25 protein-coding genes are annotated in these 24,194 nt (G+C 62.5%); 16 read left to right on the forward strand and 9 right to left on the reverse strand.

Annotation, left to right across the window (positions count from 1 at the left end):
- The first annotated feature begins 76 nt into the window (after nt 1-76).
- Nucleotides 77-481: a winged helix-turn-helix transcriptional regulator gene (locus BHD07_RS28085; RefSeq protein WP_338283940.1), complete on the forward strand. Its 405-nt coding sequence runs from the start codon at nt 77-79 to the stop codon at nt 479-481.
- A gap of 85 nt (nt 482-566) precedes the next feature.
- Here BHD07_RS28085 and BHD07_RS28090 read toward each other — a convergent pair whose 3' ends face one another.
- On the reverse strand, nt 567-1,271 hold the full coding sequence (locus BHD07_RS28090; protein ID WP_338283941.1) for an aspartate/glutamate racemase family protein: 705 nt from the start codon (nt 1,269-1,271) through the stop codon (nt 567-569).
- Between the two features lie 200 nt (nt 1,272-1,471).
- Between BHD07_RS28090 and BHD07_RS28095 the strand changes: the two genes are divergently transcribed.
- From BHD07_RS28095 to BHD07_RS28120, 6 genes are all read left to right on the forward strand, one after another.
- A complete protein-coding gene (locus tag BHD07_RS28095) occupies nt 1,472-1,936 on the forward strand; it encodes an Lrp/AsnC family transcriptional regulator (protein ID WP_003533799.1) in 465 nt (154 codons plus the stop codon).
- A gap of 134 nt (nt 1,937-2,070) precedes the next feature.
- A complete protein-coding gene (locus tag BHD07_RS28100) occupies nt 2,071-3,339 on the forward strand; it encodes an NAD(P)/FAD-dependent oxidoreductase (protein ID WP_275597703.1) in 1,269 nt (422 codons plus the stop codon).
- 83 nt (nt 3,340-3,422) lie between these two features.
- Nucleotides 3,423-4,265, forward strand: a complete 843-nt coding sequence (locus tag BHD07_RS28105; RefSeq protein WP_338283942.1) for a MurR/RpiR family transcriptional regulator — start codon at nt 3,423-3,425, stop codon at nt 4,263-4,265.
- 214 nt (nt 4,266-4,479) lie between these two features.
- A complete protein-coding gene (locus tag BHD07_RS28110) occupies nt 4,480-5,940 on the forward strand; it encodes an MFS transporter (RefSeq protein ID WP_018095362.1) in 1,461 nt (486 codons plus the stop codon).
- Complete coding sequence (locus BHD07_RS28115) at nt 5,937-6,596, forward strand: aspartate/glutamate racemase family protein (protein WP_338283943.1); 660 nt, start codon at nt 5,937-5,939, stop codon at nt 6,594-6,596. The genes BHD07_RS28110 and BHD07_RS28115 overlap by 4 nt, the downstream gene beginning before the upstream one ends.
- A 151-nt stretch (nt 6,597-6,747) precedes the next feature.
- Nucleotides 6,748-7,647, forward strand: coding sequence for an aminoglycoside phosphotransferase family protein (locus BHD07_RS28120; RefSeq protein ID WP_338283944.1), 900 nt, complete (start codon nt 6,748-6,750; stop codon nt 7,645-7,647).
- Between the two features lie 35 nt (nt 7,648-7,682).
- Here BHD07_RS28120 and BHD07_RS28125 read toward each other — a convergent pair whose 3' ends face one another.
- Together BHD07_RS28125 and BHD07_RS28130 are read right to left on the reverse strand one after the other, a co-directional pair.
- Nucleotides 7,683-8,441 (reverse strand): thermonuclease family protein, encoded by a 759-nt coding sequence (locus BHD07_RS28125; RefSeq protein WP_338283945.1) that lies wholly within the window; start codon nt 8,439-8,441, stop codon nt 7,683-7,685.
- Between the two features lie 302 nt (nt 8,442-8,743).
- A complete protein-coding gene (locus BHD07_RS28130) occupies nt 8,744-9,562 on the reverse strand; it encodes a hypothetical protein (RefSeq protein WP_338283946.1) in 819 nt (272 codons plus the stop codon).
- Nucleotides 9,563-9,732: 170 nt separating this feature from the next.
- Here BHD07_RS28130 and BHD07_RS28135 point away from each other — a divergent pair, with 170 nt between their 5' ends.
- Nucleotides 9,733-10,323 carry a transglutaminase-like cysteine peptidase gene (locus BHD07_RS28135; protein ID WP_100675112.1) on the forward strand — a complete coding sequence of 197 codons (591 nt, stop codon included), beginning with the start codon at nt 9,733-9,735 and terminating at the stop codon, nt 10,321-10,323.
- 57 nt (nt 10,324-10,380) lie between these two features.
- Here BHD07_RS28135 and BHD07_RS28140 read toward each other — a convergent pair whose 3' ends face one another.
- Both BHD07_RS28140 and macA read right to left on the reverse strand, forming a co-directional pair.
- A complete protein-coding gene (locus tag BHD07_RS28140) occupies nt 10,381-12,324 on the reverse strand; it encodes a MacB family efflux pump subunit (protein WP_338283947.1) in 1,944 nt (647 codons plus the stop codon).
- Nucleotides 12,325-12,332: 8 nt separating this feature from the next.
- Nucleotides 12,333-13,607 carry a macrolide transporter subunit MacA gene (macA, locus tag BHD07_RS28145; RefSeq protein WP_338283948.1) on the reverse strand — a complete coding sequence of 425 codons (1,275 nt, stop codon included), beginning with the start codon at nt 13,605-13,607 and terminating at the stop codon, nt 12,333-12,335.
- A 283-nt stretch (nt 13,608-13,890) separates the two neighbouring features.
- Here macA and BHD07_RS28150 point away from each other — a divergent pair, with 283 nt between their 5' ends.
- Nucleotides 13,891-14,538: a TetR/AcrR family transcriptional regulator C-terminal domain-containing protein gene (locus BHD07_RS28150; RefSeq protein WP_018095354.1), complete on the forward strand. Its 648-nt coding sequence runs from the start codon at nt 13,891-13,893 to the stop codon at nt 14,536-14,538.
- A gap of 58 nt (nt 14,539-14,596) precedes the next feature.
- Nucleotides 14,597-15,616, forward strand: coding sequence for a ketol-acid reductoisomerase (gene ilvC / locus BHD07_RS28155; RefSeq protein WP_018095353.1), 1,020 nt, complete (start codon nt 14,597-14,599; stop codon nt 15,614-15,616).
- 65 nt (nt 15,617-15,681) lie between these two features.
- On the opposite strand, the gene BHD07_RS28160 is transcribed toward ilvC, so the two are convergent.
- Nucleotides 15,682-15,936, reverse strand: coding sequence for a hypothetical protein (locus BHD07_RS28160; protein ID WP_018095352.1), 255 nt, complete (start codon nt 15,934-15,936; stop codon nt 15,682-15,684).
- A 238-nt stretch (nt 15,937-16,174) separates the two neighbouring features.
- On the opposite strand from BHD07_RS28160, the gene BHD07_RS28165 reads away from it, so the two are divergent.
- The 5 genes from BHD07_RS28165 to BHD07_RS28185 all read left to right on the forward strand — a co-directional run bounded on the left by BHD07_RS28165 (nt 16,175) and on the right by BHD07_RS28185 (nt 21,109).
- The gene (locus BHD07_RS28165) at nt 16,175-17,128 is read left to right on the forward strand and encodes an adenylate/guanylate cyclase domain-containing protein (RefSeq protein WP_338283949.1); all 954 of its coding nucleotides are present in this window, start codon (nt 16,175-16,177) and stop codon (nt 17,126-17,128) included.
- 155 nt (nt 17,129-17,283) lie between these two features.
- A complete protein-coding gene (locus tag BHD07_RS28170) occupies nt 17,284-18,228 on the forward strand; it encodes an ABC transporter substrate-binding protein (protein ID WP_324761959.1) in 945 nt (314 codons plus the stop codon).
- Entirely contained in the window at nt 18,216-18,914 is a 699-nt protein-coding gene (locus BHD07_RS28175) for a L,D-transpeptidase (RefSeq protein WP_411926051.1), read from the forward strand. Before BHD07_RS28170 ends, BHD07_RS28175 begins: the two co-directional genes overlap by 13 nt.
- 117 nt (nt 18,915-19,031) lie before the next feature.
- Nucleotides 19,032-19,298 carry a hypothetical protein gene (locus BHD07_RS28180; RefSeq protein WP_018095348.1) on the forward strand — a complete coding sequence of 89 codons (267 nt, stop codon included), beginning with the start codon at nt 19,032-19,034 and terminating at the stop codon, nt 19,296-19,298.
- 584 nt (nt 19,299-19,882) lie between these two features.
- Complete coding sequence (locus BHD07_RS28185) at nt 19,883-21,109, forward strand: aminotransferase-like domain-containing protein (RefSeq protein WP_338283951.1); 1,227 nt, start codon at nt 19,883-19,885, stop codon at nt 21,107-21,109.
- Nucleotides 21,110-21,332: 223 nt separating this feature from the next.
- Here BHD07_RS28185 and BHD07_RS28190 read toward each other — a convergent pair whose 3' ends face one another.
- Nucleotides 21,333-22,382, reverse strand: coding sequence for an aldo/keto reductase (locus tag BHD07_RS28190; protein ID WP_338283952.1), 1,050 nt, complete (start codon nt 22,380-22,382; stop codon nt 21,333-21,335).
- Between the two features lie 37 nt (nt 22,383-22,419).
- On the reverse strand, nt 22,420-23,094 hold the full coding sequence (locus BHD07_RS28195) for a glutathione S-transferase family protein (protein ID WP_275597714.1): 675 nt from the start codon (nt 23,092-23,094) through the stop codon (nt 22,420-22,422).
- Between the two features lie 181 nt (nt 23,095-23,275).
- Here BHD07_RS28195 and BHD07_RS28200 point away from each other — a divergent pair, with 181 nt between their 5' ends.
- Nucleotides 23,276-23,821, forward strand: coding sequence for a metal-dependent hydrolase (locus BHD07_RS28200; RefSeq protein WP_338283953.1), 546 nt, complete (start codon nt 23,276-23,278; stop codon nt 23,819-23,821).
- Nucleotides 23,822-23,927: 106 nt separating this feature from the next.
- Here BHD07_RS28200 and rpsU read toward each other — a convergent pair whose 3' ends face one another.
- A complete protein-coding gene (gene rpsU / locus BHD07_RS28205; protein WP_003537123.1) occupies nt 23,928-24,164 on the reverse strand; it encodes a 30S ribosomal protein S21 in 237 nt (78 codons plus the stop codon).
- Between the last annotated feature and the right edge of the window lie 30 nt (nt 24,165-24,194).

Raw genomic sequence — 24,194 nt, forward strand, 5'->3', positions numbered from 1 at the left:
TGCTCTTATCCCGTGATCTGCTAAGAGCTGTAAAGGAGGCAGTTTTTTCTGCCGTGGTTACGGAAAGGGTACCGCCATGACCAGGGCGTCGGGCACGTTGAAGGGCGAGCGGGTGGCAGTCGTCTGCGGCATGCCTATGGACATCGACAATTGTTCGGTGCGGGACGTGATGGACAATATCGGCGGTAAGTGGAATTCGCTGATGATTCTATCGCTCGCCGACGGTCCTTTGCGCTTCTCGCAGCTCAGGCGGCTCATCCCGGACATTTCACAGCGGATGCTGACCCAGACGCTACGCGATCTGCAGCGTGACGGTTATCTGCGCCGTACCGTTTACCCGACGCAGCCCCCGAGCGTGGAATACGGCCTCACGGATCTCGGGCGCTCGTTTCTTGACGTGCTAAGGGTCTTCGTCGACTGGTCGCTGGAGAACCACCAGGCTATCCGGCAGGCGCGGGCCGAGTACGACGACACGCCATAGGCGGATTGTCGCCACACCCATGCGATCGGTATCGCTCTCGGTGCTGCGGCGGGCCTGCTATATCAGCGCCTTTCGGCGGTGCAGCTTACTGCCGGTCGCCAAGCGAGAATTCGACCGCCGCCTCCGCATGGATGGCAGTGGAATCGAAGCCTGGGAGCGGCAATTCGGCCGGATCGAGAAGCAGGCAGATTTCGGTGCAGCCGAGAATGACGGCGTCCGCACCCTCCGCCTTTGCTTTCTCGACGAGCCCGATCACTGCGGAGCGCGAAACGTTCAGCACCTGGCCTGCGCAGAGCTCGTCGAAGATCACGTTGTGGGTGAGTGTCCGGCCATCGGCATCGGGTACCTTCAGGTCGATGTCATGTGTCTTCATGCGCTCGGCATAGAAGCCGTGCTCCATCGTGTAGCGTGTGGCGAGCAACAGGGGCTTGCGGCTGCCGGCGGCCTTCAGGCGCAAGGCCGTTTCGTCGATGATGTTGATCAACGGGACGTCGACGGAGGCACGCACCGCGTCGGCAATGATGTGCATGGTATTGCTGCAGATCAGGATGCAGTCCGCGCCGCCGGCGACGAGCCCGCGCGCGACATCGGAGAGAAGCAGGGCGGCGTCGTCCCAATGGCCGGCTCTCTGCAGGTCCACGATCTGCTGGAAGTCGACGGAATGCAGAAGCACTTCCGCCGAATGTAATTTGCCGCGTCGCTTGCGCACGGCCTCGTTGACCAAGCGGTAATAGACCGCCGAGCTTTCGAAGCTCATGCCGCCGATGAGGCCGATTTTCCGCATTTCCATCGTCATTCCTGCTGCTGCCCTTTGGCCGTCGGGAACGCTTCGCCACGTTCCCCGTTCCATTGCTAGATTATCGTGCGGGCCCGGTTGCATGTGTTTGCTTTGATCGGCGCTTGGCCAAATTTTAGCAAGCCGTTTGCGCCCGAATCCAGATGCCGCGAAAAATTTCGGCGCACTCTATGGCAAGAGCAAGGAGTCGGAGCGTGCTTGACGAGAGAGACCGGAAGCTGCTCATGCTTCTGCAGCAGGATGCGAGCGTCGCCATGGGCGACCTTGCCGAGAGGGTGAGTCTTTCGCTTTCCGCCTGCTCGCGGCGCATTCAGCGGCTGGAGGAGGCCGGCTATGTCACCCGGCGCATCGTCGTCCTCGACCGGGAAAGGATGGGCGTGCCGACCACGGTTTTTGCGCTGATCAAGACGGCGCATCATTCCGACGACTGGATCGAAAAGTTCCGCAGGGCGATCAGCGACATTCCGGAGATCGTCGAGGCGCACCGGCTGACCGGCAATTACGATTACATCGTCAAGGTGGTTCTGCCGCGGGTCGAACACTACGACGTCGTCTACAAGCAGATCGTGCGGAAGGTGGAGCTTTTCGACGTTTCCGCGTCGATTTCGATGGAAGTCCTGAAAAGTGGTACCGCAGTGCCCGTCGGCTATGCGGAATAGGCCGCCGAAACGTCCGGCGAAGACCATTCGCGGATGCAATGCAGCCATGCCGGGCAACGGCTTGCGCTCCCGCGTGTGGAGTTCAACAGTGTTGCCAGCTCGATGTGAGCGGATGAGGAACAGGACGGAAGACCATGCAGGAAAGACATCATGTCGTCGTGGTCGGCGGAGGTTTCGGCGGGCTGCAACTCGTCAACGACCTCAAGGGTGCGCCGGTCAGGGTCACGCTGATCGACCGGCGCAATCATCACCTTTTCCAGCCGCTGCTTTACCAGGTGGCGACCACGGTGCTCGCAACCTCCGAGATCGCATGGCCGATCCGCCGGCTCTACCGCGACCGACAGGAGGTGACGACACTGCTCGGCGAGGTAGCGGGCGTCGATACGACTGCGAAGGAAGTGACGCTCGTGCATGGGCAATCGATCCCCTACGACACCTTGGTCCTGGCGACCGGCGCAACGCACGCCTATTTCGGACATGACGAATGGGCGGCGGTCGCGCCTGGGCTCAAGACCCTGGAGGATGCGACGACCATTCGCCGCCGCGTGCTCATCGCCTTCGAGCAGGCGGAGGTGGAGGAGGACCCCGCCAGGCGCGACGCACTGCTGACCTTCACGATCATCGGCGCAGGACCGACCGGGGTCGAGCTTGCGGGCATCATTGCCGAAATGGCCCATAGAACGCTGCCCGGCGAGTTCCGCCGGATCGATACCCGTCTGGCCCGCGTGGTGCTCGTCGAAGCCGGCCCGCGCATTCTTCCCGCCTTCAGCGAGGAGCTTTCCGCCTATGCTTCCCGCGAACTGGAGAAACTTGGCGTCGAGGTGCTGACGGGCACGCCGGTGACCGACTGCACCGAGGAGGGGGTCACGATAGGCGAGAGCTTCGTCGCGAGCCGGACGCTCGTCTGGGCGGCCGGGGTCCAGGCCTCGCCCGCCGCCAAATGGATCGGCGCCGACGCGGACCGCGCCGGCCGCGTTAAGGTCGGGCCCGATCTGACCGTGCCGGGCCATCCGGACATCTTCGTCATCGGCGATACGGCATCCGTCATCCAGGAAGACGGCAAGCCGGTGCCCGGCATCGCGCCCGCGGCCAAGCAGCAGGGGGCCTACGTCGCCCAGGTGATCCGTGGCCGCTTCACGGGCTCTCCGGCGCCGGGGTCGTTCCGCTACCGGCACCAGGGAAGCCTGGCCACCATCGGCAGGCGCGCGGCGATCATCGATTTCGGCCGGATCAAGCTCAAGGGGTCGCTTGCCTGGTGGATCTGGGGCATTGCCCACATCTATTTCCTGATCGGTACCCGCAGCCGCTTTGCCGTGGCCTGGAGCTGGCTATGGACATATCTGAGCGGTCAGCACAGCGCCCGACTGATAACGCAGAAGGATACGCTTCGGGAGGAGAGGTGACCGCGGGGTGGATCTTCCATCTATTGCCAAGGCCGGACGAAAATCGGACAGTCCCGTGAAACGACAGTTTCATGGGAGTGCCAATGGCCGCCAAAGAACGATCCTTCCTCGCTCGCGTCCGCGAAATTCTACCCGAATTGCACCCGGCCGAGCGGCGGCTCGGCGATTTCCTCTGTGATTTTCCGGGGGAGATAGCCAGCTATTCCGCGCAGGAGCTGGCGGCTTTGGCCCATGTATCGAAAGCGACCGTGTCACGCTTCGTTCAGCGCCTCGGCTACGAAAACTACGAGGAAGCGCGGCGGCACGCGCGCGCGGACAAGCAGACCGGGTCGCGCCTTTTCCTCGCGACCGCCACCGATGCCGACGGCCGGCAATCGGTCGCAGCGCATGTCGCCCAGGGCGTCGCCAATCTGGAGGCCACGTTCCTCGCGATCGGCGAGGCTGAGATCGATGCGGCTGCCACAGCCATCCTGGGGGCCCGCAAGGTGTGGGTCATCGGCTTTCGCGCCAGCCATTCCTTTGCGACCTATCTGCAATGGCAGCTCACGCAGGTGATCGAAAACATCGCTGCCATTCCCGGAGGCGGGCAGACGCTCGGCGAGCATCTGGTCAGCATCGCGCCCGACGACGTCGTCGTTCTCTTCGGCCTGCGGCGCCGCGTCGCTCTGATGGAGCAACTCATGGCGCAGGTGGAAAGAACCAAGGCGAAGCTGCTCTACATCACCGACGAAGGCGTGCCTCTCCTGAGCGGTGCGGCTTGGCACTTCCGTTGCCAGACCCTGGCGCCGGGGCCGCTTTTCAACCATGTGTCCGTGATGGCGCTCTGCCATCTCCTGACCACACGCTGCATCGAGACCGCAGGCGTTGCCGGCCGGAACCGGCTGCGCGGTATCGAGGCACTGAACGACACGCTGGAAGAGCTGTGAGCCCGCGCAGTACGGATCGCAACGGCTTGGCGCACGAAGCTCGCCATCGATAGGCCCCGGCCGGAACGCCATGTTCGTGGAGGCCAAGCCTGCCGGGAAGGGCAGGAATTCCTCTCCGTCGCCCCTGTGGATTCGGGACTATGAAACTGTAGTTTCTTGATGTATGATTGAGAAACTAAGTTTTCACGCTCGTTCAACCACAAGGGGAACAACAATGGCAGCGGAAAATATGGTGCCGACCGGCGGGAGTTCGCCGGTCATTCGACAACTGGAATCGGCTTTCACCAAAATCGGCGTTACCGGCGCGCACAAGCAGATTCTCGCTCTCGTCCTGATCGGTTGTCTGTTCGACAGCTTCGAACAGAACACGATCGGCGTCGCCGGCCCCATTCTCAAGGAGCACTGGGGCCTTACCGGCACGGATATCGGATTTCTCAACACGATCACCTTCGGCAGCGCCGCGGTCGGGCGACTGCTGTCGGGCATTCTCGGCGACCGCTACGGCCGGCGGGTGATGCTGACCGTCAATCTCCTGCTCTTCACCATCGGCTCGGCGGCCTGCGCGATGGCGCCGAACTTCACCATGCTTTGTTTTGCCCGCGCGATCGTCGGCTTCGGCGTCGGCGGCGAAATCTCGACGGCGGTGACGATGCTCTCGGAATTCTGCTCGCCGAAGTTTCGCGGCACGGCGGCGGGTCTCGTGAATGTCGGCGCCGGCGGGTTCGGCAACTTCCTGGCGCCGGCATTCGGCCTGCTGATATTCACGCTTTTCCCCGGAGAGAACAGCTGGCGCTGGCTATTTGCGTCGCTGGCGCTGCCGGCGCTTCTGGTCGTCTTCTATCGCCGCTTTGTACCCGAGACGCCGCGGTTCCTCGCCTCGAAGAACAGGATCGGCGAGGCGAACAAGGTACTGTCCATCCTGGCCTCAGGCTCGTTGAAACCGCGCAATCTCGTGGTGCAGGAATACCTGACGACAGACCATATGACGGACGAGGCAACCGAGAAGAGCGACTGGCGGGAACTCTTCCGCGCACCCTTCATCGGGCGGACCATACCGGTAGCGATCGCCATTCTCATGAGCTATGGCGCGCAATTGTCGGTCTTGACGCTGATGCCCGTCATCTTCGTGTCGATGGGCTATACGCTCTCCGGCAGCCTGCTCTACAGCATGATCATCCAGAGCGGCAGCGTCCTCGGTGCGATCGCCGCTTCGATGTTCGGCTACTATCTGCCGCGCAAGAAGGTGCTGACCGTGGGTGCGGCGCTCGCCTGCCTTGCGGCGGTGTCGATCGTCGCTCTCGGCACCAATATCTACCTCGTTCTCCTGTTCGGAGCCATCTTCCAGTTCTTCGTCCTGCTGCTCAACACGTCGATCTGGATCTATGCGCCGGAACTGTTCCCGACGAGAATTCGCGCCTTCGGGGTGGCCCTCATTCTGGCAACGGGATCGGCGGCCGGCTCGTTCGTGCCGACGATTTCCGGCATGCTGTTCGACAGCTACGGAATGATCGGCGTCTTCGGGCTTGCTGCGGGAATGTATGCGGTCTTCGCATTCTGCATCCAGCTTGGCCCGGAAACTTACGGCCGATCGATGGAGGATCTCTCGCTGCCGGCGGAGGCCGATCAGCCCAAGGCAGCGCAGCAGGGGCCAGTCGTCGCGGAGCTCAGAACGTGAACTTCCATCTTCTGCTGATCAACCCGAACAGCTCGCAGGCGACGAGCGAGATGATGGCCTCCATCGCGCACAAGGCTGCGAATGGACGCCTGGCCGTGGCAAGCGCCACGGCCAGGCGCAGTCCCCGGATGATCCTGAAGCCGGACGAACTGGCAGCCGCCGCCGACGAGGTGGTGGAAATCGGCACCAGGCACGAGCCGGGCTGCCTCGGGATCATCGTCAGCGCCTTTGGCGATCCCGGCCTTGCCCTGCTTCGGGAGCGTGTCGGCATTCCCGTCGTGGGCATCTGCGAAGCTTCGATGCTGGAGGCTTCGCGGGATGGACGACGGTTCGGCGTTGCAACCACGACGCCCGACCTCGCGGATGCGATCGCAGAGCGGGCACGGCATCTGGGGCTTTCCCATCTCTACTCCGGCATCCGCTGCACGCCCGGCGATCCGCTCGCCGTATCCCGAGACGAGGAGCGCCTGCGGTCCTCGCTCTGGCATGCAGTTCGCGCCTCCGTCGACCTGGATGGGGCGGAGGCAGTCATCATCGGCGGCGGCCCGCTCGGACAGGCGGCCGAACAGCTGCAGCCGCTATTCGATGTGCCCGTCATCGGCCCTATCCCGTCCGCCGTAACGCGGGTTCTCGGGCTGTTGCAGGTCGATGCCTGAGCGCAGGTTCCGGGCGGAACTTGGAAACCGTCACGTTTCATGATCTTAATTCGGTTCAGCCGGATCGTTCCGCCGTCTCATTGAGCCATCGAAGCGATCCTGCTCCTCCCGGCAGTCTACCAATCACCGTGATCAGGGAAGCGGACATTCGATGTCTTCCGCCGAAACGCCCGAAATCAGTATAGCTCTCGTCGAACAGTTGATTTCCGAGCAGTATCCGCAATGGGCTGACCTGCCGATAAGACCGGTCGAGTTCGGTGGGTGGGACAACAGGACCTTTCATCTGGGCGACGATATGAACGTGCGGTTGCCGAGCGCCGCCCATTACGCGCTTCAAGTGGAAAAGGAGCAGCACTGGCTGCCTCGTCTTGCGCCGTACCTGCCGTTGCGTATTCCTGCGCCCTTGGCCATCGGGCGGCCGGGCAGGGGCTATCCGTGGCATTGGTCCGTCTATCGATGGCTCCCGGGCGAGACCGCGACCCATGCGCCCATCGCCGACCTCGGCAGTTTTGCGACGACCCTCGGTGAATTCCTGGCTGCGCTGCAACGGATCGACGCGCGGAGCGGTCCGCCGCCCGGGCAACACAATTTCTTCCGAGGCGGTCCTTTGGCCGTCTACGACCACGAAACGCGCTGGGCACTCGAAGCGCTCGAGGGCAGGATCGACGTTGCCACCGCACGTGTGGTGTGGGAGGCGGCGCTTGGCTCCGCATGGAACAATGCTCCCGTCTGGTTCCATGGCGATGTCGCCTCCGGCAACCTCCTGGTCGAAAACGGCCAGTTGAGCGCCGTGATCGATTTCGGCACGTCCGGCGTCGGCGATCCGGCTTGCGACCTGTCGATCTCCTGGACGATGTTCGATGAAACAAGCCGCGCCGCATTCCGGGACGCCCTTCCGCTCGACGAAGAGACCTGGGCGCGTGGCCGTGGATGGACCTTGTGGAAGGCCCTGATCGTTGCCGCCGAGATGCCGGGCACCGATCGGCGGGAGATCGAAAAATCGCGGCGGGTCATCGATGCGGTTCTGTCAGATCACCGTCGCTATGGGTAGCGAACTCCAATCCCGCGTCCTGTGGCCGACACGGTTCAACCGGAAACGCGCGCGGTGGACTGGCCGCACCACGACTGTGGGTGCCCGGTTCGCTTTCTGGCGAGCCCTTCCGATATGAGGATGTCTCCGAGGGATCTGCCGTTCCTGACGACGAGCCGCCGCTTGCCGGGCTCGTCGCCCAGGGTGGCTTCGGATGCAACGAGGGCGAAGTTTCCCGAATTCAACAACTCTCGCAACCGTGCCTTGGCATAAGAGCCGCGCGACCGTTCCTCGTCGCATTTCGCGAGCTTCGTTTCCGGCGCGTCTATATCGGCGATGAGAATTCTCTGGCCCTGGTAAAGAAAGGTATCGCCGTCGAGAACGCAGTTATCATGGCGGATGCCGCAAAAATAGAAGGTGCCGCTCTCGGCCGGGCGCAGGTTCGCCTGTTCGAGAGACTGCCTAACCGGTAGTTCGACGGGTGCAGGCGGGATCAATGCGGACTTCGGCGCTATCGACCCGGTCTGATCCTTCGGACGGAAAGGGATCGGAATGGTCGCCAGTTCCACCTTTTTTGGCGGTTTCTTCTCGGCCGGCATCTTCGCCTGCGCTTTTTTCTCGGACGGTTTCTCGGCGTGCGAGAGCAGTGCCGTCACCTTCGATGCCCCGGGGAGATGTCCTAACTCCCCCCGGTGCTCGTAGGCCACAATCCCGCCGACGATGACTGCTGCCGCCAGATACCAGCGGCCCATACCGCTCCGGCTGCTCTTGCGGGCCGTGCTGCGCTTTCGTCTTTTGGAATTTGCCTTGGTCATGGGATTCGGTCCTCGATTGCGGCGGCATTATCGGGACCAGGGGTTAGTGAAAGGTTGTCGTCGCTGCACGGGTCAAATCATTTCAGTTTTACACACTCTTCCTGATCCCGCTCTGACGACACCGCTGCCAAAAGGGAAGGGCGGCACCTGCGGGAGCCGCCCTTCAAGGGTTACCGTCGACGTTGCTGGACAAGCGCCCCGGCTTGTCACTTTCCCTGTCCGGCCGTAAGCCGTCGACGGTCGCGATCGCTGTTCTCGCTGATGCCAGGGACTTCCGTCACCGCGGCCATGGCCGCGGCTGCTTACTTATCGCCCTTGTCCTTCCCGCCTTTGCCTTGGCCGTCCTGATCGCCCTTATTGTTGTCCTGGTTACCCTTGCCGCCGTCCTGGTTACCCTTGTCGTTGTCCTGGTTACCCTTGCCGCCGTCCTGGTTACCCTTGTCGTTGTCCTGGTTACCCTTGCCGCCGTCCTGGTTACCCTTGTCGTTGTCCTGGTTGCCCTTGCCGCCGTCCTGGTTACCCTTGCCGCCGTCCTGGTTGCCCTTGCCGCCGTCCTGGTTGCCCTTCCCGTTGTCCTGGTGGCCCTTGCCGCCGTCCTGGCCGCCCTTCCCGTTGTCCTGGCCGCCCTTGCCGCCGTCCTGGCCGCCCTTCCCGTTATCCTGGCCGCCCTTACCGCCGTCCTGATCACCTTTGCCATTATCCTGGTCACCCTTGCCGGGATCCTGACCACCACCGCCGCCGTTGTCGCCGCCGCCGCCGCCGCCACCACCGCCGCCACCGCCGCCACCAGCGCCGCCGCCCTTGTTGCCACCGCTCTTGCCGCTGCCTCTCGTCGGACCGCTTGCAGTGGAGTCACTGCGATCGTGGCGTCCGGTGCCCGCACCAATGGTCGCCGTCGTCAGGGGCGGACACATCTTAATCTGCGCGGGGGTGAGAATCTTCGACCGGTTTATTGCAACGCAACATGCCGCGAAGTTGTCTTCCGAAAGCGGACTGCACTGACGGGCAGTCATGCGCTGGCGCTGTACTGCATCCGCATCCGTCGTAACGATTACGGCTCCTATCGTGGCCGTGGATAGTATGAAAAATGTCCGAAATATCGATCTATTAATTCTTTTCATTTCTATACTCCTAAAAACATTAACTTTAAAAATACTTTTTAGAATTGAATTAAAATTACCTGTGGTCAACTTACGAATTGTTAGTAGATGGCCATATCACTGCCTCATTTCGGGTTATCAACCATGGCTTAATCTATCTTAGCTAGTCTCTACGGCGAACCGGGGGACTTATGCCCGCCGTTGGAGAACGCCTCGTGAAACGCTTCATTGCGCAGACAGTCTTTTTGTTGCTGATCGCGGCCCCTGGGGCTGCCGATGCCGGTACAACTATGAGGACCGCCGGCAAGGCCTTCGCGCCGCCGGCCTTCGCATCCTTCTGCGCCCGCGAGCCGCGGCTCTGCAACACTGGCGGCGGCAAGAAGGCCGTCGTTCTCGCCCCGGAAAAGATCAGCGAGCTCAAACAGATCAACAGCACCGTCAATGCAAGCATCCGTGAACGCAGCGACCGCGCAAATGTCGGCAAGGACGATGACTGGCGCGTGCCGACCGCTTACGGAGACTGCGAGGACTTTGCAATTCTGAAGAAGCGGGAACTTCTGAAACGGGGGTGGCCGGCCTCGGCTCTGCTACTCACGGTTGCGCGTTATCGCGGGGAGGGCCACACGGTTCTCACCGTCCGCACGAGCGAAGGCGACCTTGTGCTCGACAACAGGACCAACTCGGTCAGAGATTGGTCACGCACTCCTTATAATTACTTCGCCCGACAGTCCCAGTCGAACGGTAAGCGCTGGGAATTGATCGCAGGCGCGCAAAATATCTGACTTCGACTGAATGGGCGCTTTTGCAGGGCGGGAAAACCCGTATTGCGTGGAATTGATCTAATCCGCGCCGAGGGCCACCGCCGGCTGGAGGCGCGATGCATTTCTGGCCGGCAGATAGCCGAAGAGCAGGCCGGTGAGAAATGCACAGGCGAACGCAAGCGCGACGGGGCCGGGCGTGAAGCTGACGGGCATGCCGAAGGCTTTAGCGGCGTAACCGGTCGATAGACCCGCCACGACGCCGATCGCACCGCCGATCGCGGAAACGACCAGTGCCTCGACGATGAACTGCACGAGTATGTCCCGCTCGCGCGCTCCGGTCGCCATTCTCACGCCGATCTCGCGTGTGCGTTCGCTGACGCTGACGAGCATGATGTTCATCACGCCGATGCCGCCGACGAGCAGCGAAATCGCTGCGACCGATCCCAGGAAGAACTTCATGGTGTTCGAAGTCTCGGTAAAGGCCTCGCGCACGGAGGACATGTTGGTGATCTGGGTATCGTCCTTCCTGTGGCGCTCGTTGAGCAGTGCCTGAATTCTCTCCTGGGTCAGGTCTATTGCCGCGGCATCCTGCACCTTGACGGTGATCGTGCGGATGTTGCGCTGACCGAAGAGGCGCATGCTGCCGGTCGTGAGCGGCACGAGGACCACGTCGTCCTGATCGTTGCCGCCGGCGCTGGCGCCCATCCCGCTCATCACCCCGATCACCTGGAAGGGAATTTTGTTCACGAGCACGTATTGACCGATCGGGTCGGAGCCCTCCGGGAAGAGCGTCTTGACGACGGTCTCGCCGAGCACGGCGACCGGTGCGTATGTTTCCATGTCGTTCCGGTTGATGAACTCGCCGCGGCCGATCTTCCAGGACTTCGCTTCCGTGAACTGCGGCACCGTTCCGTTAGCGGTCGTCTGATAGTCGATGTTGCCGCGCCGAAGCGTCACGGTGCTCGTCATTTCCGGGACGGCGAATGCGACATTCGCAAGCTCCGTGATCGCGTCCGCATCTGCCGGCACGAGGGTAACATTCGTCCCGCCGGCGCTGCCGCGGAAATTCGCCATGCTGGGGCGGACGACGAGAAGATCCGACCCCATCGACGAGATGCGGTCGAGTACCGAATTCTGCGCGCCGGTGCCGATGGCGAGCATGGCGACAACCGAGCCGACGCCGATGACGATGCCGAGAAGCGTCAGGATCGTACGGAAGAGGTTTGCCCGCAGCGCCCGCAGTGCCATCTTCACCGCTTCCGAGACGTCCGCGATCGCCGCGAAGCCCTCACGCGTGCTTTGGGCGAGACCGATGGCTGCGTCGGGATTGCTGCGTCCCTTCTTGGAGCGGTCGGCAACGATCCGCCCATCGCTGATCTCGATCAGCCGGTCGGCCTGTGCGGCGACCTCGCGCGAATGGGTGATGACGATGACGGTGTGGCCGTTTTCGTTCATATCCCGAAGGAGGCGCATCACCTCTTCGCCGCTCTGGCTGTCGAGCGCGCCGGTCGGCTCGTCGGCAAGGATGACGCGGCCTCCATTCATCAGGGCGCGGGCGATCGAGACGCGCTGCTGCTGGCCACCGGAAAGCTGGTTCGGACGATGATCGAGCCGTTCGCCGAGCTTGAGCGACTGCAGGAGCGCCTCGGCACGATCGTGCCGGTCGCGGGCGGAAACGCCGGCATAGACGGCGGGTACCTCGACATTCTCCCGGGCGCTTGCGGTCGGGATCAGATTGTAGGACTGGAAGATGAAGCCGAAGGTGCGGCGGCGCAACGCCGCGAGCGCGTCGCTGTCGAAGCCGGAGACGCTTTCGCCTTCGATGAAGTAGTTGCCCGAGGTCGGCTGGTCGAGGCAGCCGAGAATGTTCATCAGCGTCGACTTGCCGGAACCGGACTGGCCGATGATCGCGACGAACTCGCCGGCCTCGATGTCGAGGGATACATGGTGCAAGACGTCGACGGCGATGTCGCCGTTGAAATAGGTCTTGCTGACATCCCGGAGTGAAATGAGCGGGGCCATCGGCGTGCTCAGAACATCGGCGGCATGCGCATGCCGCGCCGGTTGGTATTGGGACCGCGGTTGCCGTTCGTGGCGGAGGCAGCGTCGACGACGACTTTCTCACCTTCCTCCAGCCCGCGGAGGATTTCGGCGCTCACCCGGTTGCGGACACCGACCCCGACGGTGCGCGTCTGCCTCGCACCGGACGGCGCGACGACGGTCACTTCCGCTCTTGCGGGCCCGTCGGAGGCCGCCGCCTCCATGGTGCGGAGTGCCGTGCTCGGGACGACCAGCACATTCTTGGCCGCCGCCTGGACGAAGAAAACCTGCGCGCTCATCGACATCATCAATTCGCCCGTGGGATTGGGGACATCGAACAGGGCATAGTAGAGGACGACGTTGTTCTCGGTATCGGGCATCGGCTCGATCTGACGCAACTTGCCGGTGAAGCGCTTTCCGGGCTGTCCGAGAAGGGTGAAATACGCATCCATGCCGAGCCTCAGCTTGCCGACATCGGCTTCGGAGACCTGCGCCTTGACCGTCATCGTGGAAAGATCGGCGATGGTGACGATCGTCGGCGTCGTCTGGTTTGCGTTGAGGGTCTGTCCCTCCTTGGCGGGATCGTCGACGATGGTGCCGGCCATCGGAGCATAGATCTTGGTATAGCCGAGATCGACCCGGTCCCCGGCAAGGGTGGCCTTCTGCTTGCGGATCTGCGCCTCGATCGCCTGCACATCCGCTCCAGCGGCCGCATGATCGGCGACGGCCTGGTCGAGCGTCGATTGCGAAACGCTTTTCGTGGCGACGAGATTGCGTTGACGCTCGATGTTGGCCTGCTTCAATACGAGCTGGGCCTTCTTCGAGACGAGCTGCGCTTCAAGATTGGCCAGTTCCGCCTCGTCGATCTCGATCCTGTTCTCGATGGAGGCGGGGTCTATCTCGGCGATGAGCTGATTCTGTTCGACCTTGTCGCCGATCCCGACATGCAGCGACTTCAACTGGCCGGAGACCTGTGCGCCGGCATCGACCGATTTGACCGCCTCCAGCGTGCCGACGGCAGTCACGCTCTCTTCGATGTCGCCGCGCGTGACCGCCTGAGTGATCATGGTGGTGGCCGGCTGCGCGCCCTGGCGGCTCCAGGCATAGTAGCCCGTGCCGACGATAGCGAGCACCAGGAGCGCAAAGATCCAGCGGCGGCGCGACGGGCGCTTTTTGCGTGGCGGCATCACCGGAGCCGGGATGACGGTGACGTTCGACGGTGTCGAACGCGACGCTTCGTCCGTCGTCTTGGCTGTCTTGCTCATCGTTTTTCTCTATCCAGGCATCTTCATTCAACATAAAGATCAACCCAATCAGCGAAAAGCTTTGAGATCATTATATTTTCGTAATGTAGGGAGGCGCGCACCGGTAAAGCGGGCGCGGGGGCGACGCAGGCACGGAAATCGGAGTCCCGCCAGTGGGTTGCTCCCATTTTTGTGCGGGGCTGCGCTTGAAACGAACCGGATATCCAAAACCGCTTGACGTCGCCGGATCTGACAATTAGAAACCTCACGAACCGTACCGTACGGTACTGATAGGGCGAAGCGAGTGCAAAGCGTCGGAGCGATAAGAGAGGCAGGTGCCGCAAACGGCCTGACCGAGCGCCAGGGAGCGGTGCTCGAACAGGCTTTGCGCCTGCTTGTCGACGGGGGCGAAAAGGCGCTGACGACGGCGGGAGTGGCGCGCGCTGCGAACTGCTCCAAGGAGAGCCTCTACAAGTGGTTCGGCGATCGTGAAGGGCTCCTTTCGGCCATGATCGCCTTTCAGGCGAGCAAGGTTCGCACGCTCGACGTCTCCGCCGCAAAGCTGGACGGGGGCAGCTTGAGGGTGCATCTCGTCGCTTTCGCCAAGGACCTTCTCGACGTGCTGGCGGGCGACGTGTCGCTGGCGCTCAACCGGCTGGCGATCGGACAGGCGAGCCGGGAAGGCTCGAAGCTCGGCCACATGCTGCAGGAACGCGGCCGCCGGCAGATCGGACGCAGGGCGGGAGCGCTGCTCGAAGCGGGCCGCAAGGCCGGTCTCCTGGCTTTCGACAACGCTGACGAAGCCTATGGCGCTCTTTACGGGCTCGTCGTCTCCGACTGGCATTTGCGCATGCTTCTCGGCGAGGAGCCGGGTAGCCTGAAGAAGGATTTCAGCCGCAGGGCGGAGCGGGCGGTCGACGCCTTTCTCACGCTCTACGGCGCGAAAAGGTAGGGCGGCCGTATCTGCGGCTGCCAAAGCGAAACGGACAAGCAAAGGGAAGGAAAATTCGATGCGCGTCTATTACGATCGTGATGCCGATCTCAACCTCATCAAGTCGAAGAAGGTCGCCATCATCGGCTACGGCAGCCAGGGCCGCGCCCATGCGCTGAACCTCAAGGATTCCGGCGCGCAGAACGTCGCCATTGCGCTTAAGTCGGGTTCCGCCACGGCAAAGAAGGCCGAAGCGGACGGCTTCAAGGTCATGACGGTTGCCGAAGCTGCCGCCTGGGCCGACCTGATGATGATGGCGACGCCGGACGAGCTGCAGGCCGACATCTACAAGGCCGAGATCGCCGGAAACATCCGCGACGGCGCGGCAATCGCCTTTGCGCACGGCCTGAACGTCCACTTCGGCCTCATCGAGCCGAAGGCCTCGGTCGACGTCGTAATGATCGCGCCGAAGGGCCCGGGTCATACGGTCCGCGGCGAATACCAGAAGGGCGGCGGCGTCCCCTGCCTGGTCGCCGTTCATCAGGACGCTTCCGGCAATGCCCTCGATCTCGCTCTCTCCTACGCCTGCGGCGTCGGCGGCGGCCGCTCGGGCATCATCGAGACCAACTTCAAGGAAGAGTGCGAAACCGATCTCTTCGGCGAACAGGTCGTTCTCTGCGGCGGCCTGGTCGAACTCATCCGCGCCGGTTTCGAGACGCTGGTCGAGGCGGGTTATGCGCCGGAGATGGCCTATTTCGAGTGCTTGCATGAGGTGAAGCTGATCGTCGACCTGATCTATGAAGGCGGCATCGCCAACATGAACTACTCGATCTCGAACACGGCCGAGTGGGGCGAATACGTCACCGGACCGCGCATCATCACCGAAGAGACCAAGGCCGAGATGAAGCGGGTCCTCAAGGACATCCAGACCGGCAAGTTCACCTCGGAATGGATGCAGGAATACCGCTCCGGTGCCGCCCGCTTCAAGGGTATCCGTCGCGTCAACGACTCTCACCAGATCGAGGAAGTCGGCGCGAAGCTGCGCGCGATGATGCCTTGGATCGGCAAGAACAAGCTGGTCGACAAGGCGAAAAACTAAGATCTGCCTGCAATGAACAAAAGGGAAGCCGGAGCCCACGCTCCGGCTTCTTCATATGCAGCGGCTTACATCGGATCCTTACCCTTCATGGCATTCGCCATATGGGACTTGCACTTTTCCTGATCGTTCGCCGCCAGTGCCTCCTTGGCCATGGCGAGTTCCTTCTGCGCCATCTCCTTCCGACCCGTGTCGGTGATCTGGCCCACGTCAGTCTCGAGCTTCGTCATGCCTGCCTGGTCGCAAACCATATCGGCCTGGGCAAAGGCTGGGGACACGCAAGCGGCGGATATCGCGGCTGCAACCAACATTTTTCTCAACATCTGTAACCTCCAGTTTCGTCGCTTCATGCGATACACGGCTCCAAACCACCGAGGGACCGATCAGTTCCTTGCCGCAAGCTGCCGGTGCTCCCGTACGCAAAGCCGTCACACACTTTCCTGGAGTGCTCTAAGCACGCAGTGACGCGCCGCAGATGCGTCCGGCATTGAGAATCGCGACGGCGTCGCTATCCTGCGAGGCGCGGGCCTTCGGCCAGCCTCCGAGCGAGGGCGAAATCCGATGTCACCAACACGCCGTAAGCTGACCACCATTTTCTGCGCCGACGTGCAGGATTATTCGCGCCTGATGGGGAAAGACGAGGAGGGAACGCTTCAGGCCCTCAAGCGCAGCCGGGATGCCATGGCGCGCCTGATCGAGGCGCATGAGGGACGGGTGGTCAACACATGGGGCGACGGGGTGATCGCGGAGTTTCCGAGCGTGGTCGAGGCGGTGAGGGCGGCGATAGACGTTCAGAACGAGTTGGCCGGACTGAATGCCGAGCGGCAAGGCGAGGCGCGGATGGATTATCGCATCGGCCTCAATCTGGGCGATGTGATCGCTGACGGCGACGACCTTTACGGCGACGGCGTCAATATCGCGGCCCGCCTGCAAGCCTCGGCGCCGGCCGGCGGCATCGTGATTTCGAGCACCGTCTATGATCAGGTTCGCAACAAGCTGGCCGTCGGCTTCGAATTCCTTGGCGCGCTGACGGTCAAGAACATCGACGGGGGCGTTCCGAGTTATGTGGTCCAGATCGGAACGGCCGAGGGCGCGGTGTCGCAAAAACGGGGCCGCGACTGGGGGAGGCCGGGTGCACTTCCGGACCGCGGGACCCCGGCCGCCGAGACCGGGGCAGGGCGAGCGACGATCGTAAGACGCGCAGCGCCCGGCCGTCGCCTTTTCGGCGTTCTCGCCGTAGCCGCAGCGGCGGTCGTCGCCATAAATCTGCTGTCGTGGGAGGGAACGTTCTGGGCCAGATGGCCCCTGTTTGCGCTGGCCTTGATCGCGATGCTCGGTGGCCTATGGACGTCCACGCGGCTCGACCGCGGACTGGCCCTGCTCGGGGCAGCCGGATTTGCGGTCCTTGCGGTCAATCTCCTTTCCTGGGAGGGGAGATTGTGGGCGGTATGGCCTCTGCTTGGAATTGCGGTGGCGGCGGGACTTCGGTGGGTCACGCACCGTCCCGGACGGTGAGCACCGGCTCGCATAGGTTAAGCGGCGAAATGCATGCGGTGTAACCGGAAGTTGACGGGACTCGGCAAGCCGTGCATTGTGCCCCCAAGGAAGATAAAGCTCAGCAGGCATTCGCATAGGAACGACGTTCAGATAAATCTTTTCGGGGGGGCACTGTGAGGAGAGGCCGGGAGTTCCTTTGCGCGGCGGCGCTGGCGTTGGCCGTGGCTGCGCCGGCAGCGGCGGCGGATCTGGTGATCGCGATGCCGCCCTGGCCATCCGGACAGGCAGCCGCGAACATTCTCAAGCTCGGCATCGCCAAGAAGTTCAGCCTCGAGGCGGAGGTGCGCGAACTCGGGACGCTGACCGCCTTCATCGGCCTCGAAAAGGGCGAGGTCGATATCCAGCCGGAGGTTTGGCGGCCGAATTTCGACGAACTCGTCCGCAAATTCGTGACCGAAAAAGGCGTCGTGACGCTCAGCGAGCGTGCGGTGCCTGCATGGCAGGGGCTTTGCGCCACGCCGGAAGCGGCTGCGACGATCAAATCGGTCGCGGATCTCGGCGATCCGGCCAAGACCAAGATACTGGATACCGACGGCGACGGGCGCGGCGAAATGTGGATCGGCGCCACCGAATGGCTTTCGACGGGCATCGAACGGGCGCGGGCGGCGGGCTACGGCTATGCGGCGAACTTGACGCTCGTCGAGGCCAAGGAGGAAGTGGCGATGGCGGCGGTCGACGCGGCGATCGCGACCGCGCGCCCGATGGTCTTCTACTGCTATGCTCCGCACCATGTTTTCAAGCTGCACCAGATCTCCCGACTCGAGGAGCCGCCTCACGACCCGGCGAAATGGAAGATCGCGCCGCCGAACGACCCGCTATGGGTCAGCAAATCGAGCGCCGCCACGGCCTGGGACGCCGGACAATTTCAGATCGGCTATGCGACGGCCTTCGCAAAGAAGCATCCGGAAGTCGCGCAGTTCCTTCAGAAGGTAGATTTCTCGCCGGATGAAGTGACGGCGATGAGCTATGCGCTCGAAGTCGAGCGGCAGGCGCCTGCGGACTACGCCAGGAAATGGGTTGAAAGCCACGCGGAACGGATCGACGGATGGGCGAAATGACGATGCTCCAGACGCTCTCGAAAAGACAGGCAGGCCGGCGTAAATTCGGCAAGGCGCTGCTTCTCCTCGGTCTTTGCCTCGTTCCGCTTGCAGCGCTTGCCCAAACCCAGATCTACGATTCCAAGACGAAGAAATGGGTGAACTACGACAAGAGGAAAGCGCGACAGTACTTCGCGCGAAACAATCAGGTTCCCGAGGCCTTTCGCCGGCAGATGGTGCCGTTCCGCACGGCAGAAGTTCCGGGCACGATCATCATCGATGGCAACCAGCATTTCCTCTATCTCGTGCAGCCCGGCGGTCAGGCGATCCGCTACGGCATCGGTGTAGGCCGCGAAGGTTTCGGCTGGGCGGGCATCGTTCGGGTAGGGCGCACGGCCGAATGGCCGACCTGGACGCCGCCGGCCGAGATGGTCGCGCGCGATCCGAACGCGGCAAAATGGGCAGGCGGCATGCCGGGCGGGCCCGACAATCCGCTAGGCGCTCGCGCGCTCTACCTTTACGAAGGTGATAACGATACGATCTACCGCATCCATGGTACGGTGGAGCCCTGGACGATCGGGCTGGACGTTTCCTCCGGGTGCATAAGAATGAACAATGAAGACATTATCGACCTGCATTCGCGCGTCAGCGTGGGCGCGAAGGTCATCGTGCTGATGCAGGGGGCTGCTCTCTATAAGGGCGTGTGACCGGCCGAAACGCGGCCGCACGGGCGAGAGCGCGAAGATACGGGCGATAGGCCAAGACCGGAGGATGTGGATTTGTCGACGAGTAAATTGGGAAGCCGTCCAATTCAAGCGTCCGTGATGGCTGCGGTCTTTCTTCTTGCCGCATGCCAATCGACCCCGGAACCTCAGGAAATGGCCCGCACGAGCCTCCAGACAGCCCCCGCCGACCTGCAGCTTTTGTGCGCCAATGCCGTGGTCGCCCAAGCCGGCGGCGCCAAGGTCCTGCCGATGAGTTCTCGACAGCTCGATGCGACGAGCTACAGCGTCGACCTCGATGCCGCCGGTCGCAAGTTTACCTGCATCGTGGACAGCAGCGGCAGCGTGAGGTCGGTCCAGCCGGCATAGGTATTCAAGACGGCGGATGCAAACAAACGCCTCTTCCGGTTCGCTTTTGCGGCGCAGTATAAATGTTGCGCCGCATAAAAATTAAAGAATAGAGTTCTCCTTCGGAAGTCATCCGGAGAATTTTCTTCCAAAAATTCAGAAATTGTGTTCTGATACCCTTGTGGGTAGGAGGAGCACTATGTCCACGATCATACAGCACTTCGCTCTTTTCGATTTGTTTATCTTAGCTGGGATCTCTTTTCTTCTGATCTGCAGCTATTTCGACGAGGGTGAGGCCTGAGGATCAGGAGGTGTTCGCGGCCTCCTGCCGACCGGAACCTACCCGGTCCGGCCCTCGGCGTCTCGAGCCGAAGCGGCTAGCCGATCGTTGCCTGCCGGTGCCGACGGCCACGGCGACACAGTCCCGTGTGCTTCGATGCCGCGTTTCCCAACGCCTCCCATTTTCCAACGAGCGTATCGGAATGTCTGTAGCTCCACGGTTGCCCGTAACGGCGCAGGCGACAGCTGAGGCAAAATAGGTCAGGAATATTGACTTAAATAATGGACTGTGTTCATGTCCCTCGGATGCAACCGGGAGGACCTCCATGCTGGATTGGGAAAGCACTTTCGCCACGCGCTCGAGCCGGATGAAGGCTTCGGAAATCCGCGAATTGCTGAAGCTGCTCGATCGTCCCGACATCATTTCGTTTGCGGGCGGAATTCCCGATCCTGAGCTTTTTCCGAATGATGCGTTCAGGGAAGCTTACGCCGAGATTTTCGATGGGCCGTCGGTCGGTGCCGCGCTGCAATATTCGGTGAGCGAGGGCTATCGGCCGCTTCGCGAGTGGCTCGCCGGGCAGATGGCGGCACTTGGCATTCCGGCGAGCGTCGACAACATCTTCATCACCTCCGGTTCGCAGCAGGGGCTCGACTATCTCGGCAAGCTGTTTCTGTCGCCGAAAGACACGGCGCTCGTCACCTGGCCGACCTATCTAGGTGCGCTGCAGGCCTTCAACGCCTATGAACCCAATTACGATCAGCTGAACCCCGCCGGCAACCGGACGCCGGCAGCCTATGCCCAGGCTGCAGCGGAAGCGGGCGGGCGCGTCAAGTTCGCCTATCTCTCGGCCGACTTCGCCAACCCCACCGGCGAGACGGTGGGTCGTGCCGGGCGCGAGCACGTCCTAGCACTTGCCGAGGAGCTCGACATCGCCATCATCGAGGATGCGGCCTACCAGTCGCTGCGTTATGACGGCGAGGCGATCCCGCCGATCCTTGCGCTCGAGATCGCCCGCAAAGGCGACATAAACAGCACGCGCACGATCTATTGCGGCAGCTTCTCGAAGACGCTGGCGCCTGGCCTTCGCGTCGGCTGGATCTGCGCCGCCGAACCGGTGATCCGCAAGCTGGTGCTGATGAAGCAGGCCGCCGACCTTCACTCCTCCACCATCAACCAGATGGCGATCGCGACCGTCGCCGGGCGGGGCTTCGAGGCGCAGGTGGCGAAAATCCACAAGGCCTACAGGCAGCGGCGTGACGCGATGCTGTCGGCGCTCGAAAAATACATGCCCGCCGGCGTCACCTGGACGAAGCCCGAAGGCGGCATGTTCATCTGGGTCACGCTGCCGAAGGGGAGCGACGGCGCTGAGCTGCTGGCCAAGTCGATCCAGACGGCCAAGGTGGCGTTCGTCCCCGGCCGCGCCTTTTTCGCCGACGGGTCCGGCGAAAACACCCTGCGGCTCAGCTTCTCCTGCGCCAACGACAGGATGATCGACGAGGGCATCCGCCGGCTGGCCGATCTCATTCGCGGCGAGGTCGCGCAGGCGGCCTGAGTGGAAGTCGCGGCAGGCTGACGATTTTCGCCCCTCATCCGCCTGCCGGCACCTTCTCCCCGCAAATCGGGGAGAAGGGACAAGCGGCATGCACTCAGTTCCAATGAACGGTTGCGGAGAGATATCGAGCGGCTACCGCGAGTCTCCTTCGCCCCAATAGCGGGGAGAAGGTGCCGGCAGGCGGATGAGGGGCGGCCGCGGGTTCATAAAGAGCTGTCGTCGCTCAAATATGCGGCCCGAGCAGCGACAGATCGGCTTTGCCGAGGCGGTCCTTGGCGGTCCAGAGCTGATGCCAATAGGGATAGATGACCGGCGGCAGGCTGACGGCGTCGAGGAGCTCGCGTTCCTCGTCGGTGAGCTTCAGGCCGGCAGCGGCGAGATTGTCGCGGAACTGCTCCTCGGTGCGCCCGCCGATGATCACCGAGGTGACGGCATCTCGGCCGATAAGCCAGGCGAGCGCGACCTGCGCCGGGGACACGTTGCGCTCGGCGGCGATCGCCACCAGCATGTCGACGATCTTCCACAGCCGTTCCTCGTCGCGGATCGGCGGCTCGTTCCAGCCGGCAAGCTGGCGGGTGCCTTCCGGCGAGTGTCCGCGCCTGTGCTTGCCTGACAGAAGGCCGCCCGCCAGCGGGCCCCAGACGAGGATGCCGAGACCCTGATCGATGGAGATCGGGACCAGTTCGTACTCGGCCTCGCGCGCTTCGAGCGTGTAATGAATCTGTTGGCTGACGAAGCGCTGGCGGTGTTCGAGCGCACTGATGCCGAGTGCCTTCATGATGTGCCAGCCGGAATAGTTGGAGCAGCCGATGTAGCGCACCTTGCCCTGGCGCACGAGCGTATCGAGCGCTTCCATGGTTTCCTCGAGCGGCGTCTGACCGTCCCATTCATGAACCTGGTAAAGGTCGATTACGTCGGTCTTCAAACGCTTCAGGCTCGCCTCGCAGGCGTGGACCAGGTGATGGCGCGACAGGCCTCCGTCATTGGGGCCGGGGCCCATCGAGAAGCGCGCCTTGGTGGCGATGAGCACGCCGTCCTTGCGCTTTCCTCCGAGAACTTCGCCGATGATCTCCTCGCAGGTGCCGGTCGAATAGATGTCCGCCGTATCGATCAGATTGACGCCCGCATCCAGGCAGAGGTCGACATAGCGGCGGGCATCCGCGACACCTACATCGCCGACCTGGGAGAACTTTCCGCCACCGCCGATCGTCATCGTACCCATGGTGATGGTCGAGATCTTGAGCCCGGAGCGGCCGAGCCGACGATATTCCATTGTCTCGCTCCTTGTGTTGTTGGTCGCCTATAGGATGTTAGAGGAATCTTGTCGGTATCGCGTCCTTATAGGGAAACAGCGGGAAGTAAGGCCGCGCCTCGGCCAAGGTGCGCTGGAAGGAGGGGCGCTCCAGCAGGCGCTCGAAATAGGCGCCGAGGTTCGGATGGGTGCCGTCGAACGGGGCCACGATACCGGCGTAGAAGAGGGCGGGCGCGGCGGCGCAGTCGGCGATCGAGAAGCTTTCCCCGACCGCAAAGCGCCGGTCGTCGAAGTGGCGTTCGGCAAGGTCATACGCGTTCGCCAGCGCCGCTTGCGCATCGGCGACGCCGCGCCGGTCGTTCTCGCCGGAGGCGCGCAGCGTATCGGTCACGATCTTCTGCATCGGGACCTGGACGTAGAGGTCGAAGAAGCGGTCCCAGAGCCGCGCCTCGAGCGCCAGGGCGTCGTCGTGCGGTATCAGCGGCTGCTCACCGGGGTAATGCTGGTCGAGATATTCGATGATCACTGAGGTTTCCGGCACCGTCCTGTCGCGTGCAGCGTCGTGCAGCACGGGAATCTTGCCGACGGGCCAGACCTCCAGATAGCGAGCATGCTCCGCCGGGTCTCCGAGATCCACGACCTGCGGGGTGAACGGCGTGCCGGCTTCGTACAGCGCGATCAGCACCTTGTGACAGAAGGAAGCAAGCGGATGAAGGTAGAGGGTGAGTGTCATGCGACATGTCCTTGGGCCGGCCCCAGTGACTATAGCGCGGATTCGGGAGGGGAAAAGCAGGCTTCTCTGCAGTGCCCTTTAGGGTGGAAATTCCTCATAATCCTAACCGGCGGTTGCCATGAAAATGCCGGGATGCCCTGATGGTCTGCATCCGGCACGCAGCCGCCCAGGATCCCGCTCGATGTTCATTGCCCATCTTCCCGCCGGTTACATTCTCACCCATTGCATCGCTCGAAAGAATGAAACCATCCGATCCCGCGCGCTCGCGGTCGGGCTGATCTTCTCCGTGCTTCCGGATTTGGATCTGCTTTATTTTTACCTCGGAGACGGCCGGCGTACGCCACATCACGACTACTGGACCCATTTGCCGATTTTCTGGCTGGGGGTTGCGGCGCTCACGGCCGCGGCGCTGATCCTTGCCGGGAAGCGGCACTCTATGTTTCTCGTTTGGGTCGCGCTCGCCAACGTGATGATGCACCTTCTTCTCGATTCGATCGCCGCAGACATCCGCTGGCTCCATCCCCTTTCGGGGACCCGCTTCAACCTCGTCGAGGTGCCGGCGCGCTTTGAGCCCTGGTACCTCAATTTCATACTGCACTGGACGTTTGCGGCGGAAATTGCGATCTGCGCGGCCGCGTTGTGGGTCTGGCGGATGCAAAGGCGCAGGAACCGTGATCGCAGGGTCGAAGGAAACGCCGCAGAGGGGACCGAGCGAATTCACGCATGAAAACGACGCGCAAGGGCGCGTCGCAAAGTGGTACCAGCCTACAGCGCCGCGCGCTCATCAGACGTGCGAGGATCGCCGTAGCTGCTGTGCAGCCGCAGGGCGCGCCTCAGCGCGCGCGGGCTACTTTCTTCGGCGACGGCAGCAGACCTTCGCGCTGAAGCTTCTTGCGCGCCAGCTTGCGGGTGCGGCGGACAGCTTCTGCTTTTTCGCGGACGCGCTTTTCGGACGGTTTTTCGTAGGCGCTGCGCATCTTCATTTCGCGGAAGACGCCTTCACGCTGCATCTTCTTCTTGAGAACGCGAAGAGCCTGGTCGATGTTATTGTCCCTGACGAGTACCTGCAAAGTATATCCTTTCCGTTTTTATAGGATTGC

The organism is Sinorhizobium sp. KGO-5 (genome assembly GCF_036245905.1).
In the GTDB taxonomy this organism is placed as follows: Bacteria; Pseudomonadota; Alphaproteobacteria; order Rhizobiales; family Rhizobiaceae; genus Sinorhizobium; species Sinorhizobium meliloti_A.

Coding starts and splice junctions, on each gene's coding strand:
- BHD07_RS28085 (WP_338283940.1), top strand. CDS start 77: ATGACCAGGGCGTCGGGCACGTTGAAGGGCGAGCGGGTGGCAGTCGTC.
- BHD07_RS28090 (WP_338283941.1), bottom strand. CDS start 1,271: ATGGAAATGCGGAAAATCGGCCTCATCGGCGGCATGAGCTTCGAAAGC.
- BHD07_RS28100 (WP_275597703.1), top strand. CDS start 2,071: ATGCAGGAAAGACATCATGTCGTCGTGGTCGGCGGAGGTTTCGGCGGG.
- BHD07_RS28105 (WP_338283942.1), top strand. CDS start 3,423: ATGGCCGCCAAAGAACGATCCTTCCTCGCTCGCGTCCGCGAAATTCTA.
- BHD07_RS28110 (WP_018095362.1), top strand. CDS start 4,480: ATGGCAGCGGAAAATATGGTGCCGACCGGCGGGAGTTCGCCGGTCATT.
- BHD07_RS28120 (WP_338283944.1), top strand. CDS start 6,748: ATGTCTTCCGCCGAAACGCCCGAAATCAGTATAGCTCTCGTCGAACAG.
- BHD07_RS28125 (WP_338283945.1), bottom strand. CDS start 8,441: ATGACCAAGGCAAATTCCAAAAGACGAAAGCGCAGCACGGCCCGCAAG.
- BHD07_RS28130 (WP_338283946.1), bottom strand. CDS start 9,562: ATGAAAAGAATTAATAGATCGATATTTCGGACATTTTTCATACTATCC.
- BHD07_RS28135 (WP_100675112.1), top strand. CDS start 9,733: ATGCCCGCCGTTGGAGAACGCCTCGTGAAACGCTTCATTGCGCAGACA.
- BHD07_RS28140 (WP_338283947.1), bottom strand. CDS start 12,324: ATGGCCCCGCTCATTTCACTCCGGGATGTCAGCAAGACCTATTTCAAC.
- macA (WP_338283948.1), bottom strand. CDS start 13,607: ATGAGCAAGACAGCCAAGACGACGGACGAAGCGTCGCGTTCGACACCG.
- ilvC (WP_018095353.1), top strand. CDS start 14,597: ATGCGCGTCTATTACGATCGTGATGCCGATCTCAACCTCATCAAGTCG.
- BHD07_RS28160 (WP_018095352.1), bottom strand. CDS start 15,936: ATGTTGAGAAAAATGTTGGTTGCAGCCGCGATATCCGCCGCTTGCGTG.
- BHD07_RS28165 (WP_338283949.1), top strand. CDS start 16,175: ATGTCACCAACACGCCGTAAGCTGACCACCATTTTCTGCGCCGACGTG.
- BHD07_RS28175 (WP_411926051.1), top strand. CDS start 18,216: ATGGGCGAAATGACGATGCTCCAGACGCTCTCGAAAAGACAGGCAGGC.
- BHD07_RS28180 (WP_018095348.1), top strand. CDS start 19,032: ATGGCTGCGGTCTTTCTTCTTGCCGCATGCCAATCGACCCCGGAACCT.
- BHD07_RS28185 (WP_338283951.1), top strand. CDS start 19,883: ATGCTGGATTGGGAAAGCACTTTCGCCACGCGCTCGAGCCGGATGAAG.
- BHD07_RS28190 (WP_338283952.1), bottom strand. CDS start 22,382: ATGGAATATCGTCGGCTCGGCCGCTCCGGGCTCAAGATCTCGACCATC.
- BHD07_RS28195 (WP_275597714.1), bottom strand. CDS start 23,094: ATGACACTCACCCTCTACCTTCATCCGCTTGCTTCCTTCTGTCACAAG.
- BHD07_RS28200 (WP_338283953.1), top strand. CDS start 23,276: ATGTTCATTGCCCATCTTCCCGCCGGTTACATTCTCACCCATTGCATC.